This window comes from Thiomicrorhabdus sp. Milos-T2 (genome assembly GCF_000702325.1).
Lineage (GTDB): Bacteria > Pseudomonadota > Gammaproteobacteria > Thiomicrospirales > Thiomicrospiraceae > Thiomicrorhabdus.
Genome location: NZ_KL370891.1, coordinates 1,222,759 through 1,238,487 on the forward strand (window position 1 = coordinate 1,222,759; position 15,729 = coordinate 1,238,487).

Sequence of the window (15,729 nt, forward strand, 5' to 3'; positions counted from 1 at the left end):
ATAAAAGTACAAATATGAAATCAACTCCATTATTATTTTGTGATCAAGTTCAACCTCAAGTATTAGATATTAATCCTTATGTTCCTGGAAAACCGGTAAGCGACCTTCAGCGTGAGCTTGGCTTAGAAAATATTACTAAATTAGCCTCTAATGAAAATCCATTAGGAGCTAGTTCTAATGTTATCAAAGCGATTCAGGATGAGTTGTCAGAAATTGCACGTTACCCTGATGGAAGCGCCTATGAACTCAAACAGGTTTTAGCACAGTTTTTAAATATCGATTCTGCACAGCTTGCTATTGGTAATGGATCTAATGAATTACTAGAATTAGTTGCTCGAGTCTTTGCCGGGCCTGGCGATGAAATTATTTACTCGCAATATGCTTTTGCGGTTTACCCTATTTCTACGCAGATTGTAGGAGCAAATGGAGTAGAGGTTTTAGCCAAGAATTGGGGGCATGATTTACCCGCGATGCTAGACGCTATTACGGATAAAACCAAAGTGATTTATATCGCTAATCCTAATAATCCAACGGGGACTTATTTTAGTAAACAAGAGTGGCAAGCTTTTATTAAATCGGTACCAAAACATGTCATTGTGGTACTGGATGAAGCCTATCTTGAATATGCACAGTCTTTTCTGGATGATAATACTTATTTTAACGGCGTTAATGATATTGAGGCTTATCCTAATTTATTAGTTTCGCGAACGTTTTCTAAAACGTATGGTTTAGCTTCGTTACGGATAGGTTATATGGTGGGAAATCCAGAAACCATTCAGTATATTAACCAGGTTAGAGAGCCTTTTAATGTAAATCATTATGCGCAAATTGCTGCAAAGCACGCTTTGGCAGATCAAGAATTTGTAAAACAAGCGGTAAAAGTTAATCAAGAGGGTATGCGTCAAATTCTTAGCGCTTTACAAGATTTATCGATTGAATTCATCCCTTCGATTGGTAATTTTGTTTGTATTAATCTTGGTTCAAAAGCGCTTGAGTACAATCAAAAGCTTTTAGAGGAGGGAGTCATTGTTCGTCCTGTGGCTAATTATGGAATAGCTGAATACTTAAGGGTTTCCATTGGTACTCAAGTTGAAAATCAATACTTTATAGATGCACTAAAAAAGGTGTATCAAACCTTATGAACGTTGAGTTAACGACTATTAATAAATTAAAAAAAATAACGATTATTGGTGTAGGTTTAATTGGTGGCTCTTTTGCCAAAGGCGTTAAACTAGCAGGCCTGGTAGAAGAAGTTGTTGGTTTTGGAAAAAACACGAAAAACCTCGAACTTGCTGTGAATTTAGGTGTAATTGATAGTTTTAGCACGGATATAGGTCATGCCGTTAAGGACAGCGATTTAGTTTTTCTAGCGGTGCCTTTAGGGGCTATGAAATCAGTCCTTCTTGATATGAAACCATATCTGTCTGAACAGACTATTATTACAGATGGTGGAAGTGCTAAAAGTAGCGTCATTCTATCTGCTCAAGAAGTTTTTGGTGAACTTCCAAAGCACTTTGTGCCCGGTCATCCAATCGCAGGAAAAGAAAAAAGTGGCGTTGCTGCTGCAGAAGCAAACTTATATATTGACCACCGTGTGATTTTGACGCCAACCGTCAATACCTCGCAAATGTCCTTAGAAACTGTTAAACACTTATGGACTTCACTAGGGGCTAATGTGGAAATTATGAATGCTCAACAGCACGATGAAATTTTTGCAGCGACAAGTCACTTACCTCATCTTTTAGCCTATTCTTTAGTTGATATGCTAAATGAACATGAAGAGCTAGGAGATGTATTTAAATATACTGCGGGTGGATTTAGAGACTTTACTCGAATTGCTTCAAGTGATGCAGTGATGTGGCGGGATATTGCTGTATATAATTCTGATGCGATTACAAAGTGGCTTAAAAACTATGGTAATGCAATTGATGAATTAACTAAACTAGTCGAGCATAAGGATGCTGAAGCACTTTATCGCCTTTTTGATGATGCCAAGAACGCTCGCGATAAACACATTGTAAACAAATAATTATTAGAGACCTTTGCACGAGAGTATGTACGAGTAAAAATGGTTAAAATTCACCTGCTTTTTGTTGTACCCCAAGGGCACTTCCGTTGGGCGACAACTTGCGAATAGCTAGCTATTCCCTGCGTTTTCCGCCGCAATCAGGTAAATTTTTCCACATTTTTCTTTCGTACCTATCTCGTGCAAAGGTCTCTATTTAATAAAAATACTCAGAACAAAGACAATTAAGAATAGATAACTATGTCAAACATTAAATTTAAAGTACAACCTGGTGGCACTATCAAAGGGCGCATTCGTGTGCCTGGCGATAAATCAATTTCACACAGAAGCATTATGCTAGGCGCGCTAGCAGAAGGCACAACGACGGTTACCGGTTTTTTGGAAGGTGATGATGCCCTGGCTACATTGCAAGCTTTTCGAGAGATGGGGGTTGAGATTGAAGGTCCTGACAAAGGCAATGTCACTATTCATGGTGTCGGTCTGCGTGGCTTAAAAAAGCCTAATAAACCTTTAGATATGGGGAATTCTGGTACTTCTACTCGTTTATTAGCCGGTATATTAGCTGGGCAAGATTTTGATTGTGAGTTAATTGGTGATGCTTCGCTTTCTAAAAGACCAATGAAGCGGGTAACTGATCCGCTGAGATTAATGGGTGCAGACCTAGAAACTCAAGAAGGCGGAACTTTACCTATGACTATTCATGGTAAAGGCAAGACCTTAAAAGCGATTGATTACACTTTGCCGATGGCTAGTGCACAAGTAAAGTCTTGTGTGCTTTTAGCCGGTTTATTCGCAGATGGACAAACTTGCGCTTTAGAACCTGCACCAACACGTGACCACACTGAGCGTATGTTGAATGGTTTTGGCTATACAGTACATTCTGAAAAGCTAGATAATCAAAGAATGAAGGCTTGTCTAAATGGTGGTGGAAGATTGACGGCTCGTCATATTGATGTGCCTTCAGATATCTCTTCGGCAGCATTTTTTATGGCCGCTGCTGCAGCTTCTAAAGGGTCTGATCTAGTCATAGAACACGTTGGAATGAACCCTACACGTGTTGGAATTATTGATATTCTTAAATTGATGGGTGCAGATATCCAGCTTGAAAACTTTCATGAAGTTGGTGGAGAACCCGTTGCAGATGTCCATGTTCGTTATGCACCTTTAAAAGGTATTAATATTCCAGAAGAGTTAGTTGCCTTAGCGATTGATGAGTTTCCAGTTTTATTCGTCGTTGCTTCTACTGCAGAAGGGCAAACCGTCTTAACCGGTGCCGAAGAATTGCGAGTAAAAGAATCAGACCGTATACAAGTTATGGCAGATGCTTTAATTGCAGTGGGTATTGATGCCCAACCAACTCCCGATGGAATGATTATTAATGGTGGTACTCAAAAAAACCAAAATGCAGTCATTCAAAGTCATCATGATCACCGCATATCAATGGCCATGACAATTGCGGGCTTGAATGCGGTGTCTGAAATTGTTATTGATGATTGTGCTAACGTTAATACATCCTTTCCAGTTTTTGTTGATCTTATTAATGAAGTTGGTATGAACGTAAATGTTTTTGAGGAATCTTGATTATGTCTAATATCCCAGTAGTCACCATTGATGGTCCAAGCGGCGTTGGGAAGGGCACCTTAGCCCAATACCTAACATGTAAAACGGGTTATCATTTATTGGATAGCGGTGCAATTTACCGTGCTTTAGCTTTTGGTGCCGTTAAAAATACAATGGCATTAGATGATATACCAGGCCTGGTAAAACTCGCGGAAACACTTCCGGTTGAGTTCAAAGCAACCAGTATTTTATATGATGGTGAGGATGTTACCTCTAAAGTCCGTACTGAAGAAGTGGCTGGTGTTGCTTCTACAGTCGCAGTAATTCCTGAAGTACGTGCCGCCTTGTTACAGCGACAAAAAGACTTTGCAGAGTTACCAGGCCTGGTAGCGGATGGTCGTGATATGGGAACGGTTGTCTTTCCGGAATCACCTTTAAAGCTGTATTTAACGGCTTCTGCTGAAGTAAGGGCAAAAAGACGTGTTAAACAGTTGAAAAACCAAGGAATTGATGCTAACATTGTTCAGATAACTCAAGACATCCAAGAAAGGGATGAGAGAGATACAGGTCGAAAGACAGCTCCTCTCAAACCTGCAGACGATGCAATTGTGATAGATACTTCGGATTTAGATATCCAAGAAGTGTGTCAAAAAGCGATGTCTTTATTGTGGGAGCGAAACTTAATGAAATAAGTTTTAATCTTGGCAAGTTATTAAAAATCAGTCTTAATTGATTGATTTTAAAAGTTTTTCTAAATCCCTGGTCTTTTCTTAGTCCGGGGATTTGTATTTTCTGCTGGCTTTTGGGAAGCTGGCAATTATTAACTGACCCGACTATTTACTTAAACCCCATTTGCGGTAAGTAAGCGGTATGAAAAATTGGTAATATTATCCATGAGTGAATTATCTTTCGCTGAATTATTTGAAGAATCATTTCAAGAAAAATTTAACACAGGCTCTTTAATCATTGGTACCGTTGTTGGTATTGATAAAGAAACTGTACTTGTAGACGCAGGCATGAAGTCTGAGTCTTCTATTCCTAAGTCTCAATTCCTAGACGCAAACGGTGAACTTGAAGTTGCTGTTGGTGATGAAGTTGAAGTTTACCTAGAATCTTTAGAAGATGGTTTAGGTGAAACTCGCTTATCACGTGAGAAAGCGAAGCGTGCTAAGACTTGGGATCGCCTTGAAACTGCTATGGAAGAAGGCGAAGTTGTTACTGGTCTTGTAACTGGTAAAGTTAAAGGTGGACTTACTGTTGACGTTGAAGGCGTTCGTGGTTTCCTACCTGGTTCTCTTGTGGATATTCGTCCAATTCGCGACTTTGGTTTCCTAGAAGGTAAAGAAGTAGAAATGAAACTTGTTAAGCTTGATCGTAAGCGTAACAACGTTGTTGTTTCTCGTCGTGCAGTTATTGAACAAGAAAGTTCAGCAGAACGTGAAGCTATTCTTGCTAACATGGAAGAAGGTGCTACTCTTAAAGGTATCGTTAAGAACCTTACTGACTACGGTGCATTTATTGACCTTGGTGGTGTTGATGGTCTTCTACACATTACTGATATGGCTTGGCGTCGTGTTAATCACCCATCTGAAATCGTACAAGTTGGTGATGAAATTGATGTTAAGGTTCTTAAATTCGATAAAGAACGTAACCGTGTATCTCTTGGTCTTAAGCAGCTTGAAGAAGATCCTTGGGCAGATATGGTTTCTCGTTACCCAATGGGTGCTGAAGTGGCTGGTAAAGTTGCTAACATTACTGATTACGGTGCTTTCATTGAAATTGAAGATGGTATTGAAGGTTTAGTTCACACTTCTGAACTTGATTGGACTAACCGCAACATCCACCCATCTAAAGTGGTTCACCTTGGACAAGAAGTTCGCGTTAAAATCCTTGATGTTGATCAAGAGCGTCGTCGTATCTCTCTATCTATCAAGCAGTGTACTGTTAATCCTTGGGAAGGTTTCTCAGCAACTCACGCTAAAGGCGATAAGATTGCTGGTAGCATCAAGTCTATCACTGATTTCGGTATCTTTATCGGTCTAGAAGGTGGTATTGATGGTCTTGTGCACCTAACTGATATCTCTTGGAATCAGCCTGGTGAAGAAGCGATTCGTGACTTCAAAAAAGGTGATGAGCTAGAAACAGTTATCCTATCTATTGACCCTGATCGTGAGCGTATCTCTTTAGGCCTTAAGCAGTTAGAGCAAGACCCATTTGGTCAGTTTGTTGCAGACAACGGTAAAGGTTCTATTGTGACTGGTACCGTTAAATCTGTAGATGAAAAAGGCGCTGTTATTGATGTAGCTCCTGAAGTTGAAGGTTACCTTCGCACTTCTGAGTTAATGGAAGATACTCGTGATGCTTCAAGCGTTCTTAAAGAAGGTGATGAAGTTTCTGCGAGAATTACTAACATTGACCGTAAGAACCGCTCTTTATCTCTTTCAGTTAAAGCTAAAGAAGCTGCTGAAGAAGCTGAAGCAATCAAAGGTTACTCAGAACAGCAAGTTGTTGCTGGTACGACTCTAGGTGATCTTTTCAAGGACAAAATGTAATTTAAATTACATTTAACGTCTTTCTAAAGGGTAGCCTGTTACTTTACAGGCTGCACCTTGGTCTCTCTAATGCTTCACATTAGATTTATTGAAACTCTCAATATACGAGAGATAAATAAGAGCAATACAATATGACCAAGTCAGAACTTATTGAACTCATTGCAAGAAAACAAACTCAATTCGCCCAAAAGGACGTTGAGATTGCAGTGAACCAAATTGTTGATTCTATGATTGATACTTTATCTCAAGGCGAACGTATTGAAATACGTGGTTTTGGAAGTTTTAGTTTACATCACAGAAAAGCAAGAGTTGGACGTAACCCTAAAACAGGGGAAACGGTTGAATTAGATGATAAACGAGTTCCACACTTCAAGCCTGGAAAAGCTTTAAGAGAACGAGTTGATGACTCTAAGGAAAATACAGATATCTTGCTGTAAACATTAAAAAGGGGTGAGTTTTCTCCCCCCTTTTTTTATTTATTCCTCTATAATCTCTCTATAACTTCTTTGTAGAGATTCATATATGCTAAAACTTTTCTCACTTTTATTTATCATATCCTTTTTGATAATAGGTGTTGTTTTAGGGGTTCTTAATCCCACTTCAGTAGAATTAAACCTCCTTATTACTTCTGTTAACTTACCTTTAAGCGTCATTATGGCAGTTTTGTTCATTATTGGGTTAGTTGTGGGTGCTGCGATTATCTCAATGCAGGTTATTCGTTTACGCTGGATCGTTAGACAAAAAACTAAACAAAATCTAAAACTCTCCGATCAAATTATTCAATTAAAAAAAGCCAATATTCAAGTTAAAGAGTCTTCAACTAAAGAGTCTAATCAATTGGTTTCACTAGAAAAATAGAGTTATAAAATGACATCAAACATATCTTATTCTACATTAGACCCTAAAGTCTTAGTTGCATTAGACTTTGCCAACGCAGATTCTGCTCTTCAGTTTGTACAAACACTTGATAGCTCAACTTGTCGTTTAAAAGTCGGAAAAGAGTTGTTTGCGGTTGCTGGGCCTCAGTTTGTAAAAACATTAATTGAGCTGGGCTTTGATGTATTTTTAGACTTAAAATATCATGATATTCCTAATACGGTTGCTAAAGCGGTTCAAGCAGCTGCTAGCTTAGGGGTTTGGATGGTAAACGTTCATGCGCTTGGTGGTCGTAAGATGATGCAAGCCGCTAAAAGTGCTTTAGATGAGTTAACAGATATTGAAAGAAAGCCTCTTTTAATCGCGGTAACCATTTTAACCAGTATGGAACAAGAAGATTTAGCTGAAATAGGGCTACAAGGTTCACCAGAAGAAAATGTATTACGTCTGGCTAAATTAGCAGAAGATTCAGGATTAGATGGAGTGGTTTGTTCAGCTCAAGAAGCTCAACCTTTACGTAAAATCGTTAATCAAGATTTTTGCCTAGTCACACCTGGGATAAGACCAGAAGGAAGTGCTGTTAATGACCAAAAGCGCATTATGACTCCTGCACAGGCTATGGCTTCAGGTTCAAGTTACTTAGTCGTTGGACGCCCAATCACTCAAGCAGACAACCCTCAAGAAGTACTTAAGCAAATTAATTTAAGCTTAAAAAAGTAATCTAACCCGATAACGGTTAAATATGAAATTACTTTATTATTAGTTTTGCTAAGTTGATTATTAAAAACTTTGGCAAAACAAGTACTTTCGTACAATTCTTATTTGTATTAAAATTAAAACTCGTTTATAATTCGCGCCTTTCAGGCTGTATGTCTGAAGAAATCCTTGTCTCACTGCATCTTGTTATATAGATAACGAGCCATGTCAGGAGACTGTTTTATCATCCATAAGGAGAAAATGAATGCGTCATTATGAAGTCGTATTTCTAGTGCACCCTGATCAATCTGAACAGGTTCCTGCAATGCTAGAGCGTTACCGTGCCCTTATCGAACAGTCTGGTGGTCAAATCCACCGTTTAGAAGACTGGGGTCGCCGTCAACTTGCTTACCTTATCAATAAGGTACACAAAGCACATTACATTATGCTTAACATTGAATGTTCTCAAGAGATTCTTGATGAACTTAACAATGCTTTCTATTATAACGATGCGGTTTTACGTAGCATGGTTACTAAGCAAAAGACAGCCATTACTGAACCTTCAGTAATGGTTGCTAAGAAAGATGAGCGTTCTGATAAGCGTCGCGATACTCGCGATAATAAGGAGTAAGAAATGGCTAGAGGATTTGGTAGAAAAAAATTCTGTCGTTTTACCGCTGACGGCGTTAAACAAATTGATTACAAAGACTTAGATACTTTGAAAGCATATATTACCGAAACAGGTAAAATTGTTCCTAGTCGTATTACTGGAACAAGCGCTAAGTATCAGCGTCAATTAGCAACAGCAATTAAACGTGCTCGTTACATTGCATTATTGCCATACACTGATCAACATAAATAATTGATTTGTGGTAAATAAGAGATAACAGAAAGCATGCTAGGAATAGCCAACTATGCAATGAAAGGCCAAATGCAGTCTATTATTGCCGTCGTTTTATTTTCAGCTTTAAGTGTTTTCTTAGCACCATTCGGAATACTGGTTGGTGCAATTATTGCCTTGGTTACATTAAGAATTTCTGTAACGGAAGGTTTTAAAACCCTGGTTTGGGGTGTGGTGAGTAATATCGCTTTAACCGTAATGATTTCGGGTAATTATTATCCTGCAATCATCGCGATTATTGAATATATGCTACCAATTTGGTTAATGTCTATTGTCTTAAGACAAACAAATTCATTAGCTCTATCACTCCAACTAGCGATGGTTATTACTGGTATAAGTGTTGTCTTGTTTCATATAGCAACACCTAATCCAGTAGACTGGTGGATATCATTGTTTAATCAATATATCTCACCAGTTCTAGAGGCTTCACAGATTCCATTTGATGCTACTCTGTTACCAGAATTAGCCCAAATGGTGACTATGTTAATTTCTGTCTTTATGATTATTTTGTGGTTTTCCATTCTAATCATAGCAAGATGGTGGCAAAGTGAGCTTTATAATCCAGGCCAGTTTAAAACTGATTTTTACCAAATGTCGTTACCAAAATCGACTGCTTATACAGCGATTATATTAGCGATACTTGGCTTAATTAGTGGTACTGAAGCGGGTCTGGTTTATGATTTATCTGGCATAATCATTGCCGGTTTGATGTTTCAAGGCATTGCCATTGCACATCACACCGTTTCAACAAAAAAGCTTAAAAAAGCTTGGTTAGTTGGGTTGTATATATTGTTATTCTTATTCCCACAAGCGATGTTGGTTTTAGCAACCATCGGTTTAGTAGACACTTGGGTCGACTTTAGAAGCCGATGGGAAAATGAAGAACTATAGAGGTTTAAGCTATGAATGTTATTCTGCTTGAAAAAGTACAAAATCTAGGATCTTTAGGTGATCAAGTTTCAGTTAAATCTGGTTATGCTCGTAACTTTTTGATTCCTCAAGGTAAAGCAAAAGCAGCAACTAAAGAAAATGTTGCTGAGTTTGAAAAAATCCGCGCTGAGCTAGAATTAGCTGCAGCGGCTGAATTAGCAGTTGCACAAGGTGTTTACGAAAACCTAAACGGTCAAGTCGTAACTATCGAGTCTGTTGCTGGTGAAGAAGGTAAATTATTTGGTTCTGTTGGTACTCAAGACATCTCAGATGCTCTTAAGGCTTCAGGATTTGATATGGAACGTCGTGACGTTCGTATGCCTGAAGGTGCTCTACGTCATGTAGGTACTTATGAAATTGATGTTCAATTACACACTGATGTAGTTGCTTCAATTACAGTAGAAGTTAAAGCGACTGAAGAGTAATTTTTTCGCTTTATCTGCTTTAAAGCGGAGTGTACTTGTAGTGAGTACCTCCGCTTTTTTATTGTCTTAAATTCTTCTGGATAAGACTTCTCTCTGTATCCATTTCACATTCATAAAAAATTAGTGATTATCTTTTGTAATCTTAAACAGAAGTTATAATAGTTTCTTTCAAAACAAATTTAGATTAAATGACTTTCTATGGCCAAAAATAACTCTTCAACGAATAATGTCGATGAACTCTTTAAAGTTCCACCTCACTCAATAGAAGCAGAACAATCTGTTCTTGGCGGTTTGATGCTATCTAATGATGTGCTGGATGATGTTGTTGTGATTGTGAATGATGGGGATTTTTATACCAAACAGCACCAGGTCATTTTTGAAGCTATTTTTGAACTTAGCCGTAATAACAAACCTTTTGATTTAATCTCTGTGGTTGCTTACTTAAGTAATGTTGGCTTACTAGATACCGCTGGGGATAAAAGTTATTTAGCTGAATTGGTTAAAAATACACCCGGCTCAGCTAATATTCTCTATTACTCTCAATTAGTTCGTGACAAATCCATTCTTAGAAAATTAATTCAAGCAAGCAATGAAGTTGCTGAAACCGCTTATTTTCCTCAAGGAAAAGATATTCGTGATGTTTTAGATATTGCCGAAGCTAAAATAATGGGAATTGCAGAACATGGTGAGGGTAAGGAACGCCTTTATAAATCAATGGATGTTCTTTTAGAATCGGCAATCAACAAAATTGACGAACTCTTTAATTCAGAAGGCTCTATCACCGGCCAAGAGACCCATTTAACTAAGTTTGATGAACTGACGGCAGGTTTACAAAAGGGCGATTTAATTATTGTTGCTGGACGACCTTCTATGGGTAAAACCACTTTCTCAATGAATATGGCGGAGAATATAGCAACCAAAAACAATACACCCGTTGCCGTGTTTAGTATGGAGATGCCTGGTGAATCTCTAGCCATGAGAATGATAAGTTCTATTGGCCGGATTGATGCCGGGCGCATGCGAACAGGTAAATTAGCTCAAGATGACTGGCCTAAGTTAAACAAAGCGATTAACGTTCTTTCTCAAGCAAAGGTTTATATTGATGATACACCTGCGTTAATGATTACAGAATTACGCGCTCGAGCTCGCCGTATTGATAAAGATGTACGTGATTTACAGCGTAAAGAAGCCATTGAAGCGGGGGTTGAAGATCCAGAAAAAGTTGTTACCGGCCTGGGATTAATCGTGGTCGATTACCTTCAGTTAATGCGTGGCTCAGCGAATTCAGAAAATAGAGTAAATGAGATTTCTGAAATCTCTCGTGGTTTAAAAGCTCTTGCTAAAGAACTAAACATTCCTGTTATTGCTTTATCTCAGCTTAACCGTAGCTTAGAGCAACGCCCAAATAAACGTCCTGTTATGTCTGATTTACGTGAATCCGGGGCGATTGAACAGGATGCCGATTTAATTATTTTTATCTACCGTGATGAAGTCTATAACCCCGATACTGAAGACAAAGGAATGGCTGAAATTATTTTAGGTAAACACCGTAATGGTTCTTTAGGTACGGTTGCATTAACCTTTATTGGTCAATATACCCGTTTTGAAAACCACGCGGCATTTGATGTGCCTGATGAGCATTATTAACTTCATAATTAAATTCATAATTAAATTGGTTACTTTATGACCTATCGTCCTGCAAAAGCCTATTTGTTTTTATCGGCCCTAAAAAACAACTTAAAACGAGTGCAAACAGCAGCACCTAACAGTAAAGTTATAGCCGTAATTAAAGCAAATGGTTATGGTCATGGAATGGAGCGTGTTGCTCATCAATTAAGTACTGCAGATGCTTTTGGCGTAGCGTCTATAGACGAAGCGATAATGCTCCGCCAAAAAGGTTTTTTACATAGAATTCTATTATTAGAAGGCTTTTTTTCAGAAACTGAAATTCCAGAAATTATTCAAAACCGTTTAGATATTGTTATTCACTCTCATCACCAATTAAACTGGCTTTTAAACAATGCAATTTCAAGCCAATTAAATGTATGGATTAAAGTTGATACAGGAATGCATCGTTTAGGTTTTGAACCTTCTGAATTAACCTCAGTGATAACCAAGCTTAATGTCTCACCAAATGAGTTTTGTATCCAAATTATGTCACACTTTGCTTCAGCAGACGAGGTCTCTGAAGAAGCTAAAGCGTTTACCCATCAGCAAATTACTACCTTTAATGAATGTTGTTCAGAATTTAACTATGGTAAAAGTTTAGCCAATTCTGCCGGTATTCTCTGTTATCCTCAAAGTCATTTAGATTGGGTGCGTCCTGGCATTACTTTGTACGGTGGTGGCTCTATTCCTGGCTTAGAAAAGCAAGCAGAAGCGGTCATGCAACTTGAATCTGAAATCATCTCTATCAAAACTATTTCAAAAGGTGAATCCGTTGGCTATGGTAATACTTGGATTGCACAGCGTAAAAGCATCATTGGGGTGGTGGCGATTGGGTATGGTGATGGCTATCCAAGACATGCTCAAACAGGCACTCCTGTCTTAATCAATGGCGAACGCGTCTTTTTAGTCGGTAGAGTGTCTATGGATATGATAACCGTAGACTTAACCGATATGAAAATTCAGCCTCAAATAGGGGATTGTGCGGTACTTTGGGGGAAAGCGTTATCCATTGATGAAATTGCTCATCACGCTTCAACGATCAGTTATGAAATTTTGTGCGGTATTACCAAACGTGTGCCTATGATAGAGGTGAAATAGATAATGGATAAAACTTTATTACTTGATTCTAACCGAATGCTTTTTAAGGGTTTTTTTCAAGTCAATTTATTAGAATTTAGTCACAGTCTTTATCAGGGTGGTTCGAGTCCAATTGTTAAGCGAGAAGTATTTAAACGCGGGGAAGCCGTTGTTGTACTGCTTTATGATTTAAGCTTAGAACAAGTTGTTTTAGTAGAACAATGCCGAGCTGGAGCGGTTGAAAAAGCCTTAAAAAATAATGATATTGACCAGGCCTGGTTACTTGAACCGGTTGCCGGCATGATTGACTCTGGTGAAACCAAAGAACAGGCCTGTATTAGAGAGTGCCAAGAAGAAACCGGAATAATGGTTTCTAATCTTGAATACATTAGCCAGTTTTACCCTAGTCCTGGTGGCTGTGATGAAGTGTTATATTTATTTGCTAGCGATATTGATAGTTCAGACACACATAGCCACGCTGGACTAGCCAGTGAGGACGAAGATATTCGTATTGTTAAGTTATCGTTTAAAGATGCTAAACAACAATTGACGACAGGGCAGTTTAATGTTGTCAGCACTTACGTTGCACTTCAATGGTTGTTTTATCAAAAACTACCAGGCCTGGTTGAATAATTAATAGCGTTAATATCGTCAATTTCTAGAAAAATTTGTAAAAGAATCTTTCCGACTTAACCTTAATATTTAGCCTCAATATTTAACCCTAACATTCAAACTTTAAGAGAATCATATGCTTTGTCTTTTTAGAAACACCAAACTTCACCCTAAAATAAATCAGGTTGTGATTTTACTGAGTTTAATGTCAGTTATTGGCTGGTTATATTTTACGTTTATAGAAAAAAGCCTTATGCAAAAATTATTTGCTGGCCAGGCTTTAATTGTGGATTTAGTGTTTGGATTACCGCTTATCTTAGCTTTGGCCGTGGTAGTTTATGCCACCGTTTTCTGGGCTCTAAAACTCATTATAATCTTCACTATGCCAAGCGCTATTATTCATATTGATTCTGAAGATGAAAATAGTAATTATCTTGAAGAAGATATTAACGAACTAGAAAATCAGCACGGTAAAGAGTATTGGAATCAGAGTGAAGAGTCTTTAATTAGTGATGAAAAGCAATTGGATTCTAAACCTACTCAATCCAGCAACCATTCTAATAATGATGATTCAAAATAATGCTAAATTTTAAGGTTTTGGTCAATTTATGAAAATGACTTGGTTTTCTTTTAAAGAAGAATCTAACCTGTTAATTAGATTGGCTTTTCCAATATTATTAGCGCAACTTGCGTTAACCGGTTTAGGTGTGGTTGACACCATTATGTCAGGAAGAGTGGGGACTAATGATTTAGCGGCTATTGGGCTAGGCACAAGTATTATGCTTCCAGTCTTTATGTTTGCTACCGGTGTTTTATTAGCAATTACCCCAATTATTTCAAAGGCAAAAGGTCAAAATAATACAAAAGCTATCCCATTGTATTTGTTTCAAGGGTTATGGCTAGCCTTACCTTTAGGAATCACTTCTCTAGTGATACTCATGAACCTGGACTGGTTATTAAATTTACTCTCTTTAAACGCTCAAGTTTATCAATTAACCCAAGATTATCTTTTTTACATCGCCTTTGGTATGCCAGGTGTTGCACTTTACCAAGCGTTAAGATTCTTTTGGGAGGGACTAGGTAAAACGTTACCGACCATGTGGATTAGTTTTTTAGCTTTACTGCTAAATATACCGCTCAATGCCGTTTTTATTTATGGATTAGGGCCGGTAGATGCTATGGGTGCTGCCGGATGTGGTGTTGCAAGCACACTGGTTATGTGGGCGATGTTTTTTATTGGTATGGTGTATGTATTAAAAAATTCAGAATATAAACCGTACTTAAAAGATTACAAAATTCTTAAATTACAAACCTGGAAAATCAACTGGCAGGAAGGTATTAAACCTATTTTAGCTCTTGGTATACCAAACTCTTTAGCTTTGCTCTTTGAAGTGAGTCTTTTTAGTTTTATCGCGGTATTTATAGCCCCCTTAGGAACAATGATTTTAGCGGCTCATCAAATAGCACTCAACTTTACCTCCTTGACATTTATGGTACCGCTTAGTTTGGCCATGGCGTTAACAGTAAGAGTAGGCTATGGCTTTGGTGAAGCTAATCGCAATAAAGTTCATATAACCCTTTTTACAGGTTTCGTATGGGCAATTTTTATTGGATCTGTTTTAGCCTCAATCAGTTTTATCTTAAGAGTTCAAATTATTGAAATTTATACCTTTGATCAACAAGTTTTAGTGATTGCCTCAATTTTATTGATTTTTGCGGCAATGTATCAGGTTTTTGATGCCGTTCAAGTATGTGCTGCTGGGGCTTTAAGAGGCTTTCATGATACAAAGATTACTATGTGGGTTACTTTAATCAGCTATTGGGGAATTGGTTTAGGGCTGGGTTATATCTTTACGTATACCAATTGGATTGTAGAGCCTATGGGAGTTCAAGGCTTTTGGCTTGGGATTGTTTTAGGGTTAATTTTAGCGGCTATTTTGCTTAGCCTACGATTAAGACAAATTTATTATGTTCACTTTAAGTAATCTAATTACAAAACAAACACTAGACCCCGCAGATTCATGTTTGTGCGGCAGTCAAAAAAGGTATTGTGATTGCTGTCTGCCTTTTCATTTGAATGAGACAACACCCAATACTGCCGAACAGCTTATGCGATCTCGTTTTTGTGCTTTTGAATTGCACCTAACAGATTACTTAATTAATACCTGGGACAAAGCTACCAGGCCTGGTAACATTGAATTTACGCCAGGTTTACATTGGACTAAGTTGGTTATTAATGGCAAAAAACAAGGGCGTAAAAAAGATCAACAAGGCTGGGTTACGTTTATTGCTTACTACCAAATTGGAGCTGATCAGGGCTGTTTGCATGAAAAGAGCTTTTTTAAACGTAATCAAGATGGTAACTGGCAGTATGTGGATGGTGAAATAAAAAATGAATGATCACCA

Annotated in this window: 18 protein-coding genes; all 18 read left to right on the plus strand. The window is 38.0% G+C overall.

The features are described from left to right. The first annotated feature begins 14 nt into the window (after positions 1-14). The 18 genes from hisC to BS34_RS12235 all read left to right on the plus strand — a co-directional run bounded on the left by hisC (position 15) and on the right by BS34_RS12235 (position 15,723). Positions 15-1,142: a histidinol-phosphate transaminase gene (hisC, locus tag BS34_RS0105445; protein WP_029407525.1), complete on the plus strand. Its 1,128-nt coding sequence runs from the start codon at positions 15-17 to the stop codon at positions 1,140-1,142. Continuing rightward, entirely contained in the window at positions 1,139-2,029 is an 891-nt protein-coding gene (locus BS34_RS0105450) for a prephenate dehydrogenase (protein WP_029407526.1), read from the plus strand. The genes hisC and BS34_RS0105450 overlap by 4 nt, the downstream gene beginning before the upstream one ends. A 237-nt stretch (positions 2,030-2,266) precedes the next feature. Continuing rightward, a complete protein-coding gene (aroA, locus tag BS34_RS0105455) occupies positions 2,267-3,607 on the plus strand; it encodes a 3-phosphoshikimate 1-carboxyvinyltransferase (RefSeq protein ID WP_029407527.1) in 1,341 nt (446 codons plus the stop codon). Positions 3,608-3,609: 2 nt separating this feature from the next. Beyond that, a complete protein-coding gene (gene cmk, locus BS34_RS0105460) occupies positions 3,610-4,278 on the plus strand; it encodes a (d)CMP kinase (RefSeq protein ID WP_029407528.1) in 669 nt (222 codons plus the stop codon). A gap of 201 nt (positions 4,279-4,479) precedes the next feature. Continuing rightward, positions 4,480-6,138, plus strand: a complete 1,659-nt coding sequence (gene rpsA / locus BS34_RS0105465; RefSeq protein WP_029407529.1) for a 30S ribosomal protein S1 — start codon at positions 4,480-4,482, stop codon at positions 6,136-6,138. A 131-nt stretch (positions 6,139-6,269) separates the two neighbouring features. Beyond that, entirely contained in the window at positions 6,270-6,575 is a 306-nt protein-coding gene (locus BS34_RS0105470) for an integration host factor subunit beta (protein WP_029407530.1), read from the plus strand. An 85-nt stretch (positions 6,576-6,660) separates the two neighbouring features. Continuing rightward, the gene (locus BS34_RS12230; RefSeq protein WP_038126285.1) at positions 6,661-6,996 is read left to right on the plus strand and encodes a lipopolysaccharide assembly protein LapA domain-containing protein; all 336 of its coding nucleotides are present in this window, start codon (positions 6,661-6,663) and stop codon (positions 6,994-6,996) included. 9 nt (positions 6,997-7,005) lie between these two features. Then, positions 7,006-7,734 (plus strand): orotidine-5'-phosphate decarboxylase, encoded by a 729-nt coding sequence (gene pyrF / locus BS34_RS0105485; RefSeq protein WP_029407533.1) that lies wholly within the window; start codon positions 7,006-7,008, stop codon positions 7,732-7,734. 241 nt (positions 7,735-7,975) lie between these two features. After that, the gene (gene rpsF / locus BS34_RS0105490; protein WP_029407534.1) at positions 7,976-8,341 is read left to right on the plus strand and encodes a 30S ribosomal protein S6; all 366 of its coding nucleotides are present in this window, start codon (positions 7,976-7,978) and stop codon (positions 8,339-8,341) included. A gap of 3 nt (positions 8,342-8,344) precedes the next feature. Then, positions 8,345-8,572 carry a 30S ribosomal protein S18 gene (rpsR, locus tag BS34_RS0105495; RefSeq protein ID WP_029407535.1) on the plus strand — a complete coding sequence of 76 codons (228 nt, stop codon included), beginning with the start codon at positions 8,345-8,347 and terminating at the stop codon, positions 8,570-8,572. A gap of 33 nt (positions 8,573-8,605) precedes the next feature. Beyond that, positions 8,606-9,502, plus strand: a complete 897-nt coding sequence (locus tag BS34_RS0105500; protein WP_029407536.1) for a DUF2232 domain-containing protein — start codon at positions 8,606-8,608, stop codon at positions 9,500-9,502. Positions 9,503-9,513: 11 nt separating this feature from the next. After that, the gene (rplI, locus tag BS34_RS0105505) at positions 9,514-9,966 is read left to right on the plus strand and encodes a 50S ribosomal protein L9 (protein WP_029407537.1); all 453 of its coding nucleotides are present in this window, start codon (positions 9,514-9,516) and stop codon (positions 9,964-9,966) included. A gap of 198 nt (positions 9,967-10,164) precedes the next feature. Next, positions 10,165-11,613, plus strand: a complete 1,449-nt coding sequence (gene dnaB, locus BS34_RS0105510) for a replicative DNA helicase (protein ID WP_029407538.1) — start codon at positions 10,165-10,167, stop codon at positions 11,611-11,613. Positions 11,614-11,649: 36 nt separating this feature from the next. After that, on the plus strand, positions 11,650-12,732 hold the full coding sequence (alr, locus tag BS34_RS0105515) for an alanine racemase (protein WP_029407539.1): 1,083 nt from the start codon (positions 11,650-11,652) through the stop codon (positions 12,730-12,732). A gap of 3 nt (positions 12,733-12,735) precedes the next feature. After that, positions 12,736-13,344 (plus strand): NUDIX domain-containing protein, encoded by a 609-nt coding sequence (locus BS34_RS0105520; RefSeq protein WP_029407540.1) that lies wholly within the window; start codon positions 12,736-12,738, stop codon positions 13,342-13,344. Between the two features lie 232 nt (positions 13,345-13,576). Next, entirely contained in the window at positions 13,577-13,903 is a 327-nt protein-coding gene (locus tag BS34_RS0105525; RefSeq protein ID WP_158660979.1) for a hypothetical protein, read from the plus strand. A gap of 28 nt (positions 13,904-13,931) precedes the next feature. After that, positions 13,932-15,308: an MATE family efflux transporter gene (locus BS34_RS0105530; RefSeq protein ID WP_029407542.1), complete on the plus strand. Its 1,377-nt coding sequence runs from the start codon at positions 13,932-13,934 to the stop codon at positions 15,306-15,308. Positions 15,309-15,396: 88 nt separating this feature from the next. Beyond that, on the plus strand, positions 15,397-15,723 hold the full coding sequence (locus BS34_RS12235; protein ID WP_158660980.1) for a YchJ family protein: 327 nt from the start codon (positions 15,397-15,399) through the stop codon (positions 15,721-15,723). Positions 15,724-15,729: the final 6 nt, after the last annotated feature.